The following is an 18,305-nucleotide window of genomic DNA, read 5'->3' as shown; positions in this document are numbered from 1 at the left end:
ATGTTCTCTCAAAACTAGATAACAATGTTCATGCTTCACATTAGAATATAGGTTAAGTCCTCGATCTATTAGTATCTGTCAGCTCCACGTGTCACCACGCTTCCACCTCAGACCTATCAACCTGATCATCTTTCAGGGATCTTACTTCCTTGCGGAATGGGAAATCTCATCTTGAGGGGGGCTTCATGCTTAGATGCTTTCAGCACTTATCCCGTCCGCACATAGCTACCCAGCGATGCCCTTGGCAGAACAACTGGTACACCAGCGGTGCGTCCATCCCGGTCCTCTCGTACTAAGGACAGCTCCTCTCAAATTTCCTGCGCCCGCGACGGATAGGGACCGAACTGTCTCACGACGTTCTGAACCCAGCTCGCGTACCGCTTTAATGGGCGAACAGCCCAACCCTTGGGACCGACTACAGCCCCAGGATGCGATGAGCCGACATCGAGGTGCCAAACCTCCCCGTCGATGTGGACTCTTGGGGGAGATAAGCCTGTTATCCCCGGGGTAGCTTTTATCCGTTGAGCGATGGCCCTTCCATGCGGAACCACCGGATCACTAAGCCCGACTTTCGTCCCTGCTCGACTTGTAGGTCTCGCAGTCAAGCTCCCTTGTGCCTTTACACTCTGCGAATGATTTCCAACCATTCTGAGGGAACCTTTGGGCGCCTCCGTTACATTTTAGGAGGCGACCGCCCCAGTCAAACTGCCCACCTGACACTGTCTCCCTGCCCGATAAGGGCAGCGGGTTAGAAGGTCAATACAGCCAGGGTAGTATCCCACCGATGCCTCCACCGAAGCTAGCGCTCCGGTTTCCAAGGCTCCTACCTATCCTGTACAAGCTGTACCAACATTCAATATCAGGCTGCAGTAAAGCTCCACGGGGTCTTTCCGTCCTGTCGCGGGTAACCTGCATCTTCACAGGTACTATAATTTCACCGAGTCTCTCGTTGAGACAGTGCCCAGATCGTTGCGCCTTTCGTGCGGGTCGGAACTTACCCGACAAGGAATTTCGCTACCTTAGGACCGTTATAGTTACGGCCGCCGTTTACTGGGGCTTCAATTCGCACCTTCGCTTACGCTAAGCGCTCCTCTTAACCTTCCAGCACCGGGCAGGCGTCAGCCCCTATACTTCGCCTTACGGCTTCGCAGAGACCTGTGTTTTTGCTAAACAGTCGCCTGGGCCTATTCACTGCGGCTTCTCGGGGCTTTAACACCCTAAGAAGCACCCCTTCTCCCGAAGTTACGGGGTCATTTTGCCGAGTTCCTTAACGAGAGTTCTCTCGATCACCTTAGGATTCTCTCCTCGCCTACCTGTGTCGGTTTGCGGTACGGGCACCTCTCACCTCGCTAGAGGCTTTTCTTGGCAGTGTGGAATCAGGAACTTCGCTACTAAATTTCGCTCGCCATCACAGCTCAGCCTTTACGGGAAACGGATTTGCCTATTTCCCAGCCTAACTGCTTGGACGCGGATATCCAATACCGCGCTTACCCTATCCTCCTGCGTCCCCCCATTGCTCAAATGGTGAGGAGGTGGTACAGGAATATCAACCTGTTGTCCATCGCCTACGCCTTTCGGCCTCGGCTTAGGTCCCGACTAACCCTGAGCGGACGAGCCTTCCTCAGGAAACCTTAGGCATTCGGTGGACGGGATTCTCACCCGTCTTTCGCTACTCATACCGGCATTCTCACTTCTAAGCGCTCCACCAGTCCTTCCGGTCTGGCTTCACAGCCCTTAGAACGCTCTCCTACCACTGTTCGTAAGAACAGTCCGCAGCTTCGGTGATACGTTTAGCCCCGGTACATTTTCGGCGCAGAGTCACTCGACCAGTGAGCTATTACGCACTCTTTAAATGGTGGCTGCTTCTAAGCCAACATCCTGGTTGTCTAAGCAACTCCACATCCTTTTCCACTTAACGTATACTTTGGGACCTTAGCTGGCGGTCTGGGCTGTTTCCCTTTCGACTACGGATCTTATCACTCGCAGTCTGACTCCCAAGGATAAGTCATCGGCATTCGGAGTTTGACTGAATTCGGTAACCCGGTAGGGGCCCCTAGTCCAATCAGTGCTCTACCTCCGAGACTCTTACCTTGAGGCTAGCCCTAAAGCTATTTCGGAGAGAACCAGCTATCTCCAGGTTCGATTGGCATTTCACCCCTACCCACACCTCATCCCCGCACTTTTCAACGTGCGTGGGTTCGGGCCTCCATTCAGTGTTACCTGAACTTCACCCTGGACATGGGTAGATCACCTGGTTTCGGGTCTACGACCACGTACTCATGCGCCCTATTCAGACTCGCTTTCGCTGCGGCTCCGCATCTTCTGCTTAACCTTGCACGGGATCGTAACTCGCCGGTTCATTCTACAAAAGGCACGCCATCACCCGTTAACGGGCTCTGACTACTTGTAGGCACACGGTTTCAGGATCTATTTCACTCCCCTTCCGGGGTGCTTTTCACCTTTCCCTCACGGTACTGGTTCACTATCGGTCACTAGGGAGTATTTAGCCTTGGGAGATGGTCCTCCCGGATTCCGACGGAATTTCACGTGTTCCGCCGTACTCAGGATCCACTCTGGAGAGAACAACATTTCAGTTACAGGGCTGTTACCTTCTTTGGCGGGCCTTTCCAGACCTCTTCGCTTATATCGTTCCTTTGTAACTCCGTATAGAGTGTCCTACAACCCCAAGAGGCAAGCCTCTTGGTTTGGGCTGTTCCCGTTTCGCTCGCCGCTACTCAGGGAATCGCATTTGCTTTCTCTTCCTCCGGGTACTTAGATGTTTCAGTTCCCCGGGTATGCCTTCTCATACTCTATGTATTCAAGTATGGATACTACTCCATTACGAGCAGTGGGTTTCCCCATTCGGAAATCTCCGGATCAAAGCTTGCTTACAGCTCCCCGAAGCATATCGGTGTTCGTCCCGTCCTTCATCGGCTCCTAGTGCCAAGGCATCCACCGTGCGCCCTTTCTAACTTAACCATTTCTTACTTTAGAAAGAATCACTATGTGTGATGAACTTTGCATTGCATTCAATGTGAATGTATTACTTATTGTTATCTAGTTTTCAAAGAACAATCCTGTCTCGCTAGAGACATGTTTTGAAGGAATGATCCTTCAAAACTAAACAAGACGAAAACGTACGCTGCTCCATATATCCTTAGAAAGGAGGTGATCCAGCCGCACCTTCCGATACGGCTACCTTGTTACGACTTCACCCCAATCATCTGCCCCACCTTCGGCGGCTGGCTCCATAAAGGTTACCTCACCGACTTCGGGTGTTGCAAACTCTCGTGGTGTGACGGGCGGTGTGTACAAGGCCCGGGAACGTATTCACCGCGGCATGCTGATCCGCGATTACTAGCGATTCCAGCTTCACGCAGTCGAGTTGCAGACTGCGATCCGAACTGAGAACAGATTTATGGGATTGGCTAAACCTTGCGGTCTTGCAGCCCTTTGTTCTGTCCATTGTAGCACGTGTGTAGCCCAGGTCATAAGGGGCATGATGATTTGACGTCATCCCCACCTTCCTCCGGTTTGTCACCGGCAGTCACCTTAGAGTGCCCAACTGAATGCTGGCAACTAAGATCAAGGGTTGCGCTCGTTGCGGGACTTAACCCAACATCTCACGACACGAGCTGACGACAACCATGCACCACCTGTCACTCTGTCCCCGAAGGGAAAGCCCTATCTCTAGGGTTGTCAGAGGATGTCAAGACCTGGTAAGGTTCTTCGCGTTGCTTCGAATTAAACCACATGCTCCACCGCTTGTGCGGGCCCCCGTCAATTCCTTTGAGTTTCAGTCTTGCGACCGTACTCCCCAGGCGGAGTGCTTAATGCGTTAGCTGCAGCACTAAGGGGCGGAAACCCCCTAACACTTAGCACTCATCGTTTACGGCGTGGACTACCAGGGTATCTAATCCTGTTCGCTCCCCACGCTTTCGCTCCTCAGCGTCAGTTACAGACCAGAGAGTCGCCTTCGCCACTGGTGTTCCTCCACATCTCTACGCATTTCACCGCTACACGTGGAATTCCACTCTCCTCTTCTGCACTCAAGTTTCCCAGTTTCCAATGACCCTCCCCGGTTGAGCCGGGGGCTTTCACATCAGACTTAAGAAACCGCCTGCGAGCCCTTTACGCCCAATAATTCCGGACAACGCTTGCCACCTACGTATTACCGCGGCTGCTGGCACGTAGTTAGCCGTGGCTTTCTGGTTAGGTACCGTCAAGGTGCGAGCAGTTACTCTCGCACTTGTTCTTCCCTAACAACAGAGCTTTACGATCCGAAAACCTTCATCACTCACGCGGCGTTGCTCCGTCAGACTTTCGTCCATTGCGGAAGATTCCCTACTGCTGCCTCCCGTAGGAGTCTGGGCCGTGTCTCAGTCCCAGTGTGGCCGATCACCCTCTCAGGTCGGCTACGCATCGTCGCCTTGGTGAGCCATTACCCCACCAACTAGCTAATGCGCCGCGGGTCCATCTGTAAGTGACAGCCGAAACCGTCTTTCATCCTTGAACCATGCGGTTCAAGGAACTATCCGGTATTAGCTCCGGTTTCCCGGAGTTATCCCAGTCTTACAGGCAGGTTACCCACGTGTTACTCACCCGTCCGCCGCTAACATCCGGGAGCAAGCTCCCTTCTGTCCGCTCGACTTGCATGTATTAGGCACGCCGCCAGCGTTCGTCCTGAGCCAGGATCAAACTCTCCGAAAAAATACAAAACCGAAGTTTTGCTTTTCGCCAGTTTGACTGACTACCTATGAAGTTTCATAGGATTTTTTTATAAAAACTCGAATTAACAGGTACGTTTTGTCTTGTTTAGTTTTCAAAGATCATTTTCGTTATCGCTCGTAAGCGACTTTAATATCTTAACATTTTGCGTCGGTTAAAGTCAAGAACTTTTTTCAATTTCTTTTTTTAACCTCGTTGCTGTTTTGCGGCAACGAATAATAATATACCATCTGGATTCTTTCCTTGCAATAGTTTTTTTAAAAAAAGTTTCATTTTATGAAAAATAAAAAGCGCCATAGATAAAATGGCGCTTTGATTGATGTATTAGCGGTTTCTCATTTGTGGGAAAAGCAGTACATCTCTGATTGATGGAGAATTTGTTAAAAGCATGATTAATCGGTCGATCCCGATTCCTAAACCACCTGTTGGAGGCATGCCGTATTCTAATGCTTCAACAAAATCGTCATCCATTAGATGTGCTTCGTCATTTCCTTCTTCACGTTCTTTTAATTGAGCTTCAAATCGTTCTCTTTGATCGATTGGATCGTTTAGCTCTGTGAATGCATTTGCGTGCTCACGGCGTACGATAAACAACTCAAAACGATCTGTGAAGCGAGGATCTTCAGGATTTTTCTTAGCTAATGGAGAAATCTCCACTGGATGTCCGTAAATGAATGTAGGCTGAACCAATGTTTCTTCTACTTTTTGCTCGAAGAACTCATTGATAATATGACCTACTGTCATATTTTTCGTGATTTCAACACCATGATCAGCAGCATGCTGTTTTGCTTCTTCTACAGACATCTCCTGCCAGAAGTCTACACCTGTTGCTTCTTTGACCGCTTCAACCATATGCAGTCTCTTCCATTCAGGTTTGAGATCAATTTCATCTTCTCCATATTGAATGGTTGTTGTTCCCAGCACCTCTTGGGCAATATGAGCAATTAAGTTTTCAGTCAGATTCATGATATCTTTGTAGTCTGCGTATGCTTCATACAGCTCAATCATAGTGAATTCTGGGTTATGACGAGTCGATACCCCTTCATTACGGAATACGCGGCCAATCTCGTATACTTTCTCTAGACCACCGACAATTAGGCGTTTTAAGTGCAGCTCGATCGCAATACGCATATAAAGCGGCATATCAAGTGCATTGTGATGAGTAATGAAAGGACGTGCTGATGCACCACCAGGAATGCTGTGCATTGTTGGTGTTTCAACTTCTAAGTATCCTTTAGAATCTAAGTATCTTCTCATGGATTGAATGATTTTGCTTCGCATAATAAACGTCTGCTTACTTTCTGGATTTACAATGAGGTCCAGGTAGCGCTGACGATAGCGTTGTTCAACATCTTTTAATCCATGATATTTATCAGGAAGCGGGCGAAGTGCTTTTGTCAGAACCTCAAAGCTAGTCGCTTTAATAGAAAGTTCTCCTACATTAGTTTTAAAAACAGTTCCTGTTACACCAATGATATCGCCTAGGTCTGAGCTTTTGAATAATTCATAAGCTTCTTCCCCTACACTATCTTTACGAACATAGATTTGAATTTGTCCTTCTAGGTCTTGAATATGCGCAAAGCCAGCTTTTCCTTTTCCGCGCTTTGTCATCATACGACCAGCGATTGTTACTTGAGCCGCTTTTCCTTCTAAGTCTTCTTTAGAAAACTCGTCATATTCAGCGATAATTTGCGCAGATTGATGAGAACGGTCATATCGTTCACCGAATGGATCGATACCCTCTTCTCTCATTTTATTCATTTTGTCACGTCTGACCTGGAATTGGTCATTTAATTCTTCGTTATTAAGCCCTTCATTACTCATTTATATCACTCCAATAATGTATTTTGCAGAGAAAAGCAGAAAAACTGCCAGTACATGCACTAGCAGTGAGCTACAAAAAGAAAGATAGTCTTATCCTACTTTTATACTTTGAAGCTCTTTTGCCTCGGCTTCGATCGTAAAGTCATCAAGAACTTGTACAAGCTCCGCTCTCGTTTCACTTTGATTGATTTGGTTTCTTACGTCAGCGTTGCCGCGGACCCCTTTTAAGTACCATGCTGCATGCTTTCTCATTTCTCTAACAGCGACATGCTCGCCTTTCAGGTCAATGAGTCTGTCTAAGTGAAGTTTGCACACTGACATTTTCTCACGCACGTTTGGCTCTTCTTTCAGTTCACCCGTTTCTAAATAATGAACCGTTCGATAAATCATCCACGGGTTTCCAAGTGCGGCTCTTCCGATCATAACAGCGTCCACACCTGTTTCATCAAGCATACGTTTTGCATCTTGAGGGGTTTTGACATCGCCATTGCCGATGACAGGAATTGATACAGATTGTTTAACCTCTTTTATAATATCCCAATTCGCTGTTCCTTCGTACATTTGCACGCGTGTCCGTCCGTGAAGCGCAACCGCTTGTCCACCAGCTCGTTCAACAGCACGGGCATTGTCGATAGCAAAGATATGGTCTTCGTCCCAGCCCATTCTCATTTTCACTGTAACTGGTTTGTCTACAGCTTCTACGACAGCAGAGACCATTTCATAAATCTTGTTTGGATCAAGGAGCCATTTCGCTCCTGCATCACATTTCGTAATCTTTGGTACAGGACAGCCCATGTTGATATCAATAATATCAGCTGTGGTATTCTGGTCTACGAACTTTGCCGCTTCGACGAGTGTGTCTTTTTCCCCTCCAAATATCTGAAGGCTCAAAGGCTTTTCCCGTTCATCAATGTATAGCATACCCATTGTTCTCGCGTTGTTGATCAGGATCGCTTTGTCACTGACCATTTCAGCGCAGACTAAGCCCGCTCCAAACTCTTTCACCGTCAGTCTGAAGGCAGAGTTGCACACACCAGCCATTGGTGCGAGCACTACTTTGTTTTTAATCTCGATATCTCCGATTTTAAACATTTTTCCCCCTCCTTTCTTCTTCAAGAATTGGCGATAGTTCTTCCACCGTTATATTTAAAGCATCTGCTATTTGACCAACCAATTGGTTTGTTGGTAATCGATTGCCTCGCTCAATTTCTCCTAAGACAGAGACAGAGATGCCTAGTCTTTTCGCGAACCCTTCCTGAGTATACCCTTTTAGCTTTCGGTATGCACGAATTCTTCTACCCCACATGTCTTTTTCCATATGCTTACACCTTCTTGGTCTGTTACGGCATTTATTTGTACTTCGCCGATTTCTGGGCAAATCTCACTCATCGGGACAAGAACGAATAAACGTTCGTACATTCTGGGATGCGGCACTACAAGTTGTTCTGTTTCAATATTTTCACGATTATAAAGTAAAATGTCAAGGTCAGCCGTTCGCGGTCCCCATCTCACTTCTCTTGTTCTGCCTAACTCCTGCTCGATTTTCTGAGTAAGAGACAGTAGTTCCTCCGGACGAAGTGAAGTGGTAATTTTCACGGCCATGTTTAAAAAGTCATCTTGGTTTTCATAGCCTACAGGTGCTGTTTCATATATCGATGAGATTAATTCCACTTGAACCTCTGGATGTTCATGCAGTTTTTTGACGGCTTCTTTTAAATAGGTTTCTTTTTTACCTATGTTTGAGCCTAATGCGATGTATGCTGTATTGTTCATGTGCGCGATCTCGTCATTTCAATTGCAACGGACTGATAATGTCCTGGAATTGGGGGATCTGGTTTGATCACCTTCACTGTACATTCCTGAACTGTCGGAAAGTCCTTTAACACTTGGTTTGCAATTCTTTCTGTCAGTGTTTCAACAAGATTGACCGGCTCGCCTTCTACAATGCTTTTGCAGATTTGGTAAAGCTCTGCATAGTTGATGGTCTCATTGAGGTCATCAGTTTGTCCGGCTTTACTTAAATCAAGTGAAGCTGTTAAGTCCACGCGGAATCGCTGCCCCAGTTTATTTTCTTCTGCAAATACACCGTGGTACCCGTAAAATTCCATTCCGTTTACATATACTTTATCGATGATAAGCGCCTCCCTTATTCAGCATGGCATCCATCATTTTTGCCATTCTTGCTATTTCTTTTACATCATGTACACGGACCATCGCACTGCCCTTTTGAATCCCAAGGCAGACCGTCGCACCTGTTCCTTCAGTACGTTCTTCAGGCGGCAGGTCTAAGACAGCACCAATGAATCGTTTTCGAGATGTAGCCAGCAGCAGTGGATACCCAAGGTGACAAAAATGTTCGAGTTCATTCATGACCTTCAGGTTGTCCTCTTTATTTTTCGCAAATCCTACACCTGGATCTAATATGATCATGTCATCACGGACACCCGCTTGCTGGGCAATTTGGACACTTTCTTTCAAATCGGCGATCATATCTGAAATCAGATGTGTGTAGTTTCGTTCTGGTCGATTGTGCATTAAAATGATTGGGACATTGTGCTTCGCCGCCACATGTGCCATTTGGGGATCTGCCTTCGCTCCCCATACATCATTAATGATAGAGGCTCCAGCTTTCACTGCTTCATCTGCAACACGGGCTTTATACGTATCAATAGAGATAGGTACATCTAATTCTTTTGTGATTTTCTCAATGACAGGAATGACCCTTGAAAGCTCCTCTTGTTCTGAGACAAGTGCCGCTCCCGGGCGAGTCGATTCTCCGCCAATATCAATAATATGCGCCCCGTCTTCTATCAGCTGCGCTGCATGAGCCAGTGCTTTATCTACTTGATTAAACTTTCCTCCATCTGAAAAAGAGTCAGGCGTGACATTTAAAATGCCCATGACCAATGTCTTTTCTTCATAACTAAGGGTGTGATGCTTGGCCTGTATGATTTTAGGCTGTTTTATCAATTGTTGTGTCATTGTGTCCACCTACTCTTTATGGTCTTGACGTTCTTTTGTGTATTGCATTCTTAACTTTGTTGAGATGGTCCGGCTGTTTTTGAGCAAGTGGATGTCTCCTATACACCCGAAAGGTACAACTCCCTGAACAGAATTGGTCATCCATGCCTCATCAGCTGAGAGCAAATGTGAGACTGGGTATCGTCCTTCCTTTAGCGAGACCCCCATCGCGTGGAGCGTTTCCATACAGTATCGACGAGTGACCCCATTTAAAATGCCTGTATCAAGTGACGGTGTATAGACCACATCATCTTTTCGCCAAAATACATTCGAGGTAATGCCTTCTGCCACATCATCTTCTTTTGTTAAAAAGATGCCTTCTAACGCCGGGTCGTTCCCCACTTCTCTTTTCGCGAGCAGGTTGTTCATATAGTGATGAGACTTGAGGCGTTTTGGCCCTTCTGGTGTATTTCTTCTCGTTTGAAGAATGACTCCCTTTTTCTCATCCAAAATAGATTCTGGACGGAATGGAGAGATCATGACAAAAACGACAGGCTCTTCATAAGGGTCTGCAGAAAACCCATTGCCTCTGCCCGCAGAAACATTCAAGCGAATTCTCGCATGGCCGCCGGCTATTTGGTTTTTATTTAGTAAAGTATGAATGATGTCGAGTACAAATGGTTTCTCTATTGTGGATTCGATGCAAAGGTCACGTAATGATTGATTGAGCCTTTCAAGATGCCAATCTAACAGGAAGACTTGCCCTGCCAGGCTGCTAAATGTTTCGAATACACCGATGCCATATAGAAAACCATGATCAAAAGGAGAAAGAGTCGCGTCTTTCTCCTCTATATACTGACCGTTCAGATAAATGATCATGCGTTTACTTCATGCCCCTTTTTACGATAGGTTTCAATGAAATTTTTCAGCATTTCTTTTCCGAAGGACGTCATAATCGATTCAGGATGGAATTGCACACTTTCAATCGGCAGTTCTTTATGACGAATCGCCATGAGCTCGCCTTCCTTTGTGCTGGCTGTTGCGTCAAAGCACTCTGGCAGCGTCTCGTTTTTGACAATTAATGAATGATATCTCGTTGCGACGAGCGGATTTTGAAGTCCTGTAAAAACACCTTTTCCATCATGTTTAATCTCTGACGTTTTACCGTGCATTAAGCGCTCTGCTCGAACGACATCCCCGCCAAAGACTTGCGCGATGGATTGGTGACCTAGACACACACCGAAGATTGGAATGCTTCCTGCAAAGTGCTTGATCGCCTCCATACTAATTCCCGCTTCATCAGGACTGCATGGTCCTGGAGAAATCATGAGAAAATCCGGCTTGAGCTCTTCAATTTCTTGAATGGTTACTTGATCATTCCGTTTCACGATCAATTCTTCTCCAAGCTCACCTAAATACTGGACCAGGTTGTACGTAAATGAATCATAATTATCAATCATTAAAATCATACTCTGCTCACCTCTAACTCAAAATAGTCTCTTCTTTGCTCAGCTGTAATGCTTTTTTCACTGCATAGGCTTTTTTAATCGATTCTTTATATTCGTGTTTAGGGACAGAATCTATGACGATCCCCGCACCTGACTGCATAAAGACTTTTCCTTCTGTACAATACGCAGTACGAATGACGATATTAAAGTGCATATCTTGATTGAATCCAAACCAGCCTATAGATCCAGTATAAAGCCCACGTCTTGTTGGCTCAAGTTCTTCTATGATTTCCATCGTCCTCACTTTTGGAGCACCTGTAATCGTTCCACCTGGGAATACAGCTCTCATGACATCTACCGCGTCACATTCATCACGCAGCTCTCCTTGTACATTGGATACAATATGCATCACGTGCGAATATTTCTCAATCGCCATAAATTCGTTCACTTTTACGGATCCATAAGTGGATACGCGTCCAAGATCATTCCGCTCAAGATCAACGAGCATCACATGCTCTGCGCGTTCTTTTTCATTTTCAATGAGCTCTTTTGCCAGCGCTTGATCCTCAGCGTCGTCTTTGCCTCGTGATCTTGTTCCGGCAATTGGTCTTGTTTCTAGCTGAGTTCCTTTTTTCTTAATAAGCAGCTCTGGAGATCCACAAACAATCTGGAAGTCAGGCGTATGCAGGTAAGACATATAAGGAGATGGATTTACTTGACGTAACGTTTTGTATAAATTATACGGGTGAGTGTGAAGCTGTTCATCTTGTCTGATGGATAAGTTCACTTGGAACACATCACCGTTTGCGATATATTGCTTAATTTTCTCTACTGCTTCCCCAAAGGTTTCTTCAGTGAAAGGTGCTGCTGGTACAAATTCTGTGGAAGATTCATTGACAGGTGATTGTGCTGATTCTTCTGAAGGGCTTGTCCATTTTTGCTTCCATTCTTCAAGCCTTTGGTTCGCTTCACTCCCTGATTCCGCTTCCTCTATGTGCGTGATCAGCCACAGCGCGTTTTCTTCATGATCAAAGACTGCAACATCGTTAAATACGAGGAAATAAAGGTCTGGTGTTTTAAGGTCGTCAATTGCCAGCATCTTAAAATGCTCGATGTATCTAGCATAATCGTAGCTTAAAAACCCAATCGCTCCGCCTTGAAAGTCGGGGTATTCGCCGTTCGTTTCGGTTTGAAGGGTTTGAAACCAATCCGTAAACGCTCTGAATGGATCACCTTCTTTGAACAGCACCTCATCTTGATAATGGATGGTCGTCATCCCATCTTTCCCCTTCGCTTTAGCGATCGGGTGAATACCAGCGATGCTATATGAACCGCCGCGTGCACTTTCAAGAAGCACATGATGTGTTTCACGAGCAGTTAATTGTTCGTATCTTTTCAAAAATGCATCTTTCGTAAAAGGAATTTTGATGCCCATCGGCCTGCGTTGTGTCATGTTATCATCCTTTTTCATTTTCATTAATCTTATTGTAATGCAATCCAATTTATTTAGAAAATAGTATTTGCTTTCCATTTTCAGAAATCATGAAAAAACCCCAGCAAATGCTGGGGTGATTGGTTTAATCGAATTGATAAAGAGGTGTACTGAGGTAACGCTCACCATTACTTGGGATGATTGCCAGAACCTTTTTCCCTTTACCAAGCTTCTTCGCTGTTTGAAGCGCTGCGTAAATAGCTGCTCCAGAAGAAATACCGCCAAGGATTCCTTCTTCTTTCGCTGCTTTTCTTGCAAGCTCAAATGCATCTTCGTTTTTCACTTGGATGATGCCGTCATATATTTCTGTGTTCAAGATTGAAGGAACAAAACCTGCTCCAATTCCTTGAATTTTATGCGGACCCGGTTTCCCGCCTGACAATACAGGGGAATCTGTCGGCTCTACTGCATAAAGCTGGATGGATGGGATGGCTTCTTTTAGGACTTCACCAGCACCTGTAATCGTACCGCCCGTACCAACACCTGCAATAAATGCATCAAGCTCGCCGTCAAACTGCTCAAGAATTTCTTTCCCAGTTGTTCGACGGTGAATCTCCGCATTGGCTTCGTTGCTAAATTGCTGAGGCATGAAGTAACCATGCTCTTCTGCCAATTCTTCCGCTTTTTTGATGGCACCTTTCATTCCTTCTGCACCTGGTGTTAAGACAAGCTCTGCACCATAAGCGCGTAAAAGGTTGCGGCGCTCCTGACTCATTGTGTCTGGCATAACCAAAATCGCGTTGATTCCTTTAGCAGCCGCTACCATTGCAAGGCCGATTCCTGTGTTTCCGCTTGTTGGTTCAATAAGCGTATCGCCGGCTTTTAATGTACCTTTTGCTTCAGCATCTTCGATCATCGCTAAAGCAATACGATCTTTGACACTGCTGCCCGGGTTCATATATTCAAGTTTCAAGTAGACATCCGCACTGTCTTCATCTACTAAACGGTTTAATTTAACGACTGGTGTATTTCCTATTAGTTCAAAAACTGAATTTGCAATACGAGCCATCACTAACACCTCTATCTCCGAGTAATTTTATTGTATTAATATTAAATTATCAATTTCAAAAAATTTTGTCAATGCTTTTAGTCCTGCTCGCCATCGTAAAACCATGTGACTTTTGCTTCTTTCCAAAGGGTTTTGACATTCGCCTTTTCACCTAGATCTTCCATAGCGATCTGCCTTTTAATCTGATCTTTGACTTCTTCGTAGGAGAAAGAGCGGCCATTTAATTTTTCTTTTAACTGAATAATGGCATACCCGTTTTTGGTCTGAATCGGCTCTTTCGTCCATTCATCTGGCTGAAGCTTTTGAGCTTCTTGTATGTATAGGGCTGGGATACTTTCTTGCTCTTCTGTCACAAATCCAAGATCTCCGCCGTATGGTGAGGTGTAACGGTCGATTGAACGTTCAGCTGCCACGGCTTCGAAGCTAGACCCACCTTTTAAATCTTTCAATACATTTTCAGCCTCGCCCTTTGTCTTCACAACGATATGGCGAATGCGGTATGAATCATCATATTGATATAAGTCCTTGTTTTTTTCATAAAACGATTTCGCTTCTTTTTCAGAAACGACGGCATCTCTCGTTAAAAGCTGCTCTAATAAAATTTGATAACGAATCTGATCTTTCCATTCCTTCTCACTTGTATGTCCATCTTCGTAGAAATTATTAGACACCGCTTTGAGCATGAGCAATTCACGATTGATCTCTTTCGAAGACACCTCCAGCTTGTTTTGCTTGGCAAGCTGATTGACCACCTTTTGATTGATCATTTGTTCAAGAGTCGCCTTTCCGTAGCGGTCTTCCATTTTCTTTAGCCATTCTTGACGCGTCACCTTCTCTTTTCCAATCGACGCAATTTCTTCACCGCTCTTCCCGTTAGAAGAAGCCTGTGACATTTGTGACTTTGTTAATACATATGCAATGACAACGGCATTAATCATGAGCAACACGAGGATAAATGTCCATACCACTCTTGCTTTTAGTCTCATCTTTCGTCTCCTTTCCATTCTAAAAAGAAAACCCGCTGCTTAGAGCTTAGCGGGTTAATTCTTCACGCAGCTCTTCTAGCTCTTCTTTTGTAAATACATACGTTTCGTTACAAAAATGGCATTGAGCTTCTGCTTGTCCGTCTTGTTCAATCATATCATCAATTTCGGCTTTTCCTAGGCTGATAATGCCATTTGCAAACCGTTCTTTTGAGCAGTTACAAGAAAATTCGACAGGTACAGTTTCTAAAATTTGAGGTTTTTCACCGAGTACTTCTTCTAATATTTCTTCTGGTGTCATCCCTTTTTCAATGAGTTTAGAGATGGGTTCAATGGTTGATAGGCGCTTTTCTAGTCTTTCAATGACAGCATCTTCTGTACCAGGCAGCAATTGAATAATGAAACCGCCTGCTGCGAGGATTGAATTATCTGGATTGACAAGGACGCCTACGCCTACAGAGGAAGGCACTTGCTCAGAGGAAACAAGATAATAAGTGAAGTCATCTCCAATTTCACCTGAGACGATTTCCGTTTGTCCTGTAAAGTGGTCCTTCAGCCCGATATCTTTGACAACACTTAACGTTCCAGATGTTCCGACTGCACGTCTCACATCCAGCTTGCCATGTTCATTTAAGTCAAAGTGAACTTGTGGGTTTGAGACATATCCTCGTACCTTGCCTTTTGCATTTCCATCAGCAATAATGGCGCCGATTGGTCCACCGCCTTCTATTTTGACAGTTAACTTATTCTCACCTTTCAGCATAGCACCCATCATGACTGTTGCTGTCATCGTTCTGCCGATGGCTGCTGATGCAGTCGGCCACGTATGATGTCTTCTTTGTGCTTCGTTGATTGTATCTGTTGTGTTTGCAGCATATGCGCGGACTTTTCCGTCATATGCTAACGCTTTAACTAAGTAATCCATTTGATTTAAACCTCCTATAATACACCGACACGATTACGTTCATAAATGAGCTGCAGTCCTTTTAATGTGAGGAACGGATCGACAATATCAATACAGTCTGATTCATTTCCAATCAATGTAGACAAACCGCCTGTTGCAATGACTTTCGGTGTTTGTTTGGCTTGCTGCTTCATCCGTTTCACTATTCCCTCGACTTGGCCAACATATCCATAAAGGATGCCGGATTGCATCGCACTGATGGTGTTTTTTCCAACAATGTGATCTGGACGGACAATTTCAATTCTCGGCAGCTTCGCCGCTCTTGTATATAAAGCCTCAGTTGAAATGGTAATACCCGGTGCAATCGCTCCACCCATGTATTGTTTTTGTTCATTGATATAACAGTAGGTTGTTGCTGTTCCAAAGTCTACCACAATAAGAGGCGCCCCATATAGGTGAATGGCTGCTACTGCATTGACAATTCGATCTGCCCCGACTTCCTTTGGATTGTCACACATAATGTTTAATCCAGTCTTCATTCCAGGCCCTACAATTTGGGGTGTTATGTGAAAATACTTTTCGCACATTCTTTCAAGTGCGAACATCATAGGCGGGACAACAGACGAGATGATGATCCCTTCTATTTGGTCAAACATCAGCCCCACATAATCGAATAAAGCCCTGATGGACATACCAAATTCATCTTCTGTTTTATGACGGCTTGTTTCAATTCGCCAATGGTAGTTTAGATCGCCATTATGATAAACACCTAAAACGGTATTTGTGTTTCCTACATCTATCACGAGTAACAACTTCATCACCACTTTGAATAGTTTCTCAAAAAGAGCATTTTTCGACTTTCTATCATACCATACACGAATTGAGTTCCATTTGTAAACAATTCGAAACCGATCCATTCATGAATCGAAATAAAAAAAGCTGCCGGTGATCCCGGCAGCTTTCACAGAAGGAGATTAGATCTCCTCATCTTCTTTTTTCTTGATGTTTACTTTCACATCATCGTTTTTCTCTTCGTCATCTGCGTATACACGCTCTGGAAGCTTTCCAGTTTCGTAAAGAGATTTAATTTGCTCAGCATCTAATGTTTCAACTTCTAGAAGGGCCTGTGCGATGATTTCTAGCTTATCTTTATTCTCAGTGAGAATTTGCTTCGCACGTTCGTAGCTCTCCTTAATGAAACGCTGAACTTCTTGGTCAATTTCGTAAGCGATCGCTTCACTGTAATTCGGCTCATTGTTGAAATCACGGCCAAGGAATACTTGACCTCCTTGTGATTGACCGAATTGAAGCGGACCAAGTTTATCAGACATACCGAACTCTGTAACCATTCTTCTTGCAATGCCTGTTGCACGCTGGAAGTCGTTGTGAGCGCCTGTACTTACTTCGCCAAACGTAATTTCCTCTGCAACACGACCGCCAAGCAAGCCGACAATTTTATCAAGAAGCTCTGGCTTCGTTTGGAAATAACGGTCTTCTCTTGGAAGCATGACCGCATATCCGCCTGCCTGACCACGAGGAACGATCGTTACTTTATGCACCATGTCCGCTTCGTCTAGGATAAGACCAATGACGGTATGACCTGCTTCATGGTAAGCCACGATATTACGTTCTTTCTTCGAAATGACGCGGCTTTTCTTCGCCGGCCCAGCGATGACACGGTCAGTCGCTTCATCGATATCACGCATATCGATTTTCTTTTTGTTTTGACGGGCAGCAACAAGTGCTGCTTCGTTTAGTAAGTTCTCAAGATCTGCTCCAGAGAACCCTGGTGTTCTGCTTGCAATGGCTTTTAAGTTGACTGACTCGTCAAGCGGTTTGTTTTTCGCATGAACTTTCAGTACTTCTTCACGGCCAATAACATCTGGGCGGTCAACCGTAATTTGACGGTCAAAACGTCCCGGACGCAGCAATGCAGGGTCTAGAATATCTGCACGGTTCGTCGCAGCAATGATAATAATACCTTCGTTGGCACTAAAACCATCCATTTCAACAAGAAGCTGGTTAAGCGTTTGTTCACGCTCGTCATGACCACCGCCAAGACCGGCTCCACGCTGACGACCCACTGCATCAATCTCATCAATAAAGATTAAGCAAGGTGCATTCTTTTTCGCATTTTCGAATAAATCACGTACACGTGATGCACCGACACCGACGAACATCTCGACGAAGTCAGAACCACTGATGCTGAAGAAAGGAACGCCTGCTTCTCCTGCAGATGCTCTCGCAAGCAATGTTTTACCTGTACCTGGAGGTCCTACTAGTAAAACCCCTTTAGGGATTCTTGCGCCAAGCTCCGCAAATTTACGTGGATCCTTCAGGAATTCAACCACTTCTACAAGCTCTTGCTTCTCTTCATCTGCACCGGCAACATCTTTAAATTTCACACGTTTCTTCTCTTCTGTGTAAAGCTTCGCCTTACTCTTACCAAAGTTCATGACTCGGCTTCCGCCGCCCTGAGCTTGGTTCAATAAGAAGAAGAACAGGATAAAGATGATGATAAACGGAATGATGGTTGTCAGAACTTGCAGCCATCCATTTGTTTCAGGTGCTGGTTCTACTTTTACATCTGTATTCTTCAGTGCACTGTAAATTTGGTCAACACCTTGACCATCTGGAACATGGGTAATGAAGTATTGATCTTTCTTCGCGCCATCTAATTGACCACGAATTTCATAAACCCCTCTTACAGGCTGAATGGAGATACTCTCCACTTTTCCCGCACTTAGATTTTGCGAAAATTTGCTGTAAGACATGTTCTCAGGCTTTTGATTTGGGGATCCTAACCAACTGACGACCCCTATCACAAGTAATAAAATAAGTATATAAAAAATCGTATTACGAAAAACCCGATTCATTCCTTACCTCCTCCCACAGTAAGCACAACTATGTTCAATAGTATCATAGAAAATCATTCCAACACAACCAATAACCTCAT

14 protein-coding genes and 2 rRNA genes are annotated in these 18,305 nt (G+C 45.1%); all 16 read right to left on the bottom strand.

Annotation, left to right across the window (positions count from 1 at the left end):
- Positions 1–48: 48 nt before the first annotated feature.
- A 23S ribosomal RNA gene (locus tag NSU13_RS00500) occupies positions 49–2,979 on the bottom strand.
- A gap of 182 nt (positions 2,980–3,161) precedes the next feature.
- Positions 3,162–4,710, bottom strand: a 16S ribosomal RNA gene (locus NSU13_RS00495).
- Together the 16S and 23S rRNA genes form the textbook arrangement of a ribosomal RNA operon.
- A 342-nt stretch (positions 4,711–5,052) precedes the next feature.
- The gene (gene lysS / locus NSU13_RS00490; RefSeq protein WP_034284259.1) at positions 5,053–6,552 is read right to left on the bottom strand and encodes a lysine--tRNA ligase; all 1,500 of its coding nucleotides are present in this window, start codon (positions 6,550–6,552) and stop codon (positions 5,053–5,055) included.
- 90 nt (positions 6,553–6,642) lie between these two features.
- Positions 6,643–7,644, bottom strand: a complete 1,002-nt coding sequence (gene dusB / locus NSU13_RS00485; RefSeq protein WP_024425662.1) for a tRNA dihydrouridine synthase DusB — start codon at positions 7,642–7,644, stop codon at positions 6,643–6,645.
- A complete protein-coding gene (locus NSU13_RS00480) occupies positions 7,637–7,870 on the bottom strand; it encodes a helix-turn-helix transcriptional regulator (protein ID WP_024425661.1) in 234 nt (77 codons plus the stop codon). The genes dusB and NSU13_RS00480 overlap by 8 nt, the downstream gene beginning before the upstream one ends.
- Positions 7,822–8,325: a 2-amino-4-hydroxy-6-hydroxymethyldihydropteridine diphosphokinase gene (gene folK / locus NSU13_RS00475; protein WP_024425660.1), complete on the bottom strand. Its 504-nt coding sequence runs from the start codon at positions 8,323–8,325 to the stop codon at positions 7,822–7,824. Before folK ends, NSU13_RS00480 begins: the two co-directional genes overlap by 49 nt.
- On the bottom strand, positions 8,322–8,684 hold the full coding sequence (folB, locus tag NSU13_RS00470) for a dihydroneopterin aldolase (RefSeq protein ID WP_024425659.1): 363 nt from the start codon (positions 8,682–8,684) through the stop codon (positions 8,322–8,324). The genes folK and folB overlap by 4 nt, the downstream gene beginning before the upstream one ends.
- Positions 8,677–9,534, bottom strand: coding sequence for a dihydropteroate synthase (folP, locus tag NSU13_RS00465; RefSeq protein WP_144496863.1), 858 nt, complete (start codon positions 9,532–9,534; stop codon positions 8,677–8,679). Before folP ends, folB begins: the two co-directional genes overlap by 8 nt.
- A 9-nt stretch (positions 9,535–9,543) precedes the next feature.
- Complete coding sequence (pabC, locus tag NSU13_RS00460; RefSeq protein WP_342489748.1) at positions 9,544–10,392, bottom strand: aminodeoxychorismate lyase; 849 nt, start codon at positions 10,390–10,392, stop codon at positions 9,544–9,546.
- Complete coding sequence (pabA, locus tag NSU13_RS00455; RefSeq protein ID WP_024425656.1) at positions 10,389–10,982, bottom strand: aminodeoxychorismate/anthranilate synthase component II; 594 nt, start codon at positions 10,980–10,982, stop codon at positions 10,389–10,391. Before pabA ends, pabC begins: the two co-directional genes overlap by 4 nt.
- A 13-nt stretch (positions 10,983–10,995) precedes the next feature.
- Complete coding sequence (locus NSU13_RS00450; protein ID WP_342489747.1) at positions 10,996–12,414, bottom strand: anthranilate synthase component I family protein; 1,419 nt, start codon at positions 12,412–12,414, stop codon at positions 10,996–10,998.
- Positions 12,415–12,538: 124 nt separating this feature from the next.
- Positions 12,539–13,462 (bottom strand): cysteine synthase A, encoded by a 924-nt coding sequence (cysK, locus tag NSU13_RS00445; RefSeq protein WP_024425655.1) that lies wholly within the window; start codon positions 13,460–13,462, stop codon positions 12,539–12,541.
- A 77-nt stretch (positions 13,463–13,539) separates the two neighbouring features.
- Positions 13,540–14,448, bottom strand: coding sequence for a peptidyl-prolyl cis-trans isomerase (locus tag NSU13_RS00440; protein ID WP_142946808.1), 909 nt, complete (start codon positions 14,446–14,448; stop codon positions 13,540–13,542).
- Between the two features lie 46 nt (positions 14,449–14,494).
- Positions 14,495–15,370, bottom strand: coding sequence for an Hsp33 family molecular chaperone HslO (hslO, locus tag NSU13_RS00435; protein ID WP_342489746.1), 876 nt, complete (start codon positions 15,368–15,370; stop codon positions 14,495–14,497).
- Positions 15,371–15,384: 14 nt separating this feature from the next.
- Positions 15,385–16,161 carry a type III pantothenate kinase gene (locus tag NSU13_RS00430; RefSeq protein ID WP_024427185.1) on the bottom strand — a complete coding sequence of 259 codons (777 nt, stop codon included), beginning with the start codon at positions 16,159–16,161 and terminating at the stop codon, positions 15,385–15,387.
- A gap of 162 nt (positions 16,162–16,323) precedes the next feature.
- Positions 16,324–18,225 (bottom strand): ATP-dependent zinc metalloprotease FtsH, encoded by a 1,902-nt coding sequence (gene ftsH, locus NSU13_RS00425; RefSeq protein ID WP_034284252.1) that lies wholly within the window; start codon positions 18,223–18,225, stop codon positions 16,324–16,326.
- Positions 18,226–18,305: the final 80 nt, after the last annotated feature.

The sequence above is a fragment of the Bacillus sp. FSL M8-0049 genome (genome assembly GCF_038593355.1).
GTDB lineage: Bacteria > Bacillota > Bacilli > Bacillales > Bacillaceae > Bacillus > Bacillus safensis.
This window is presented reverse-complemented; position numbering and strand designations above follow the sequence as displayed.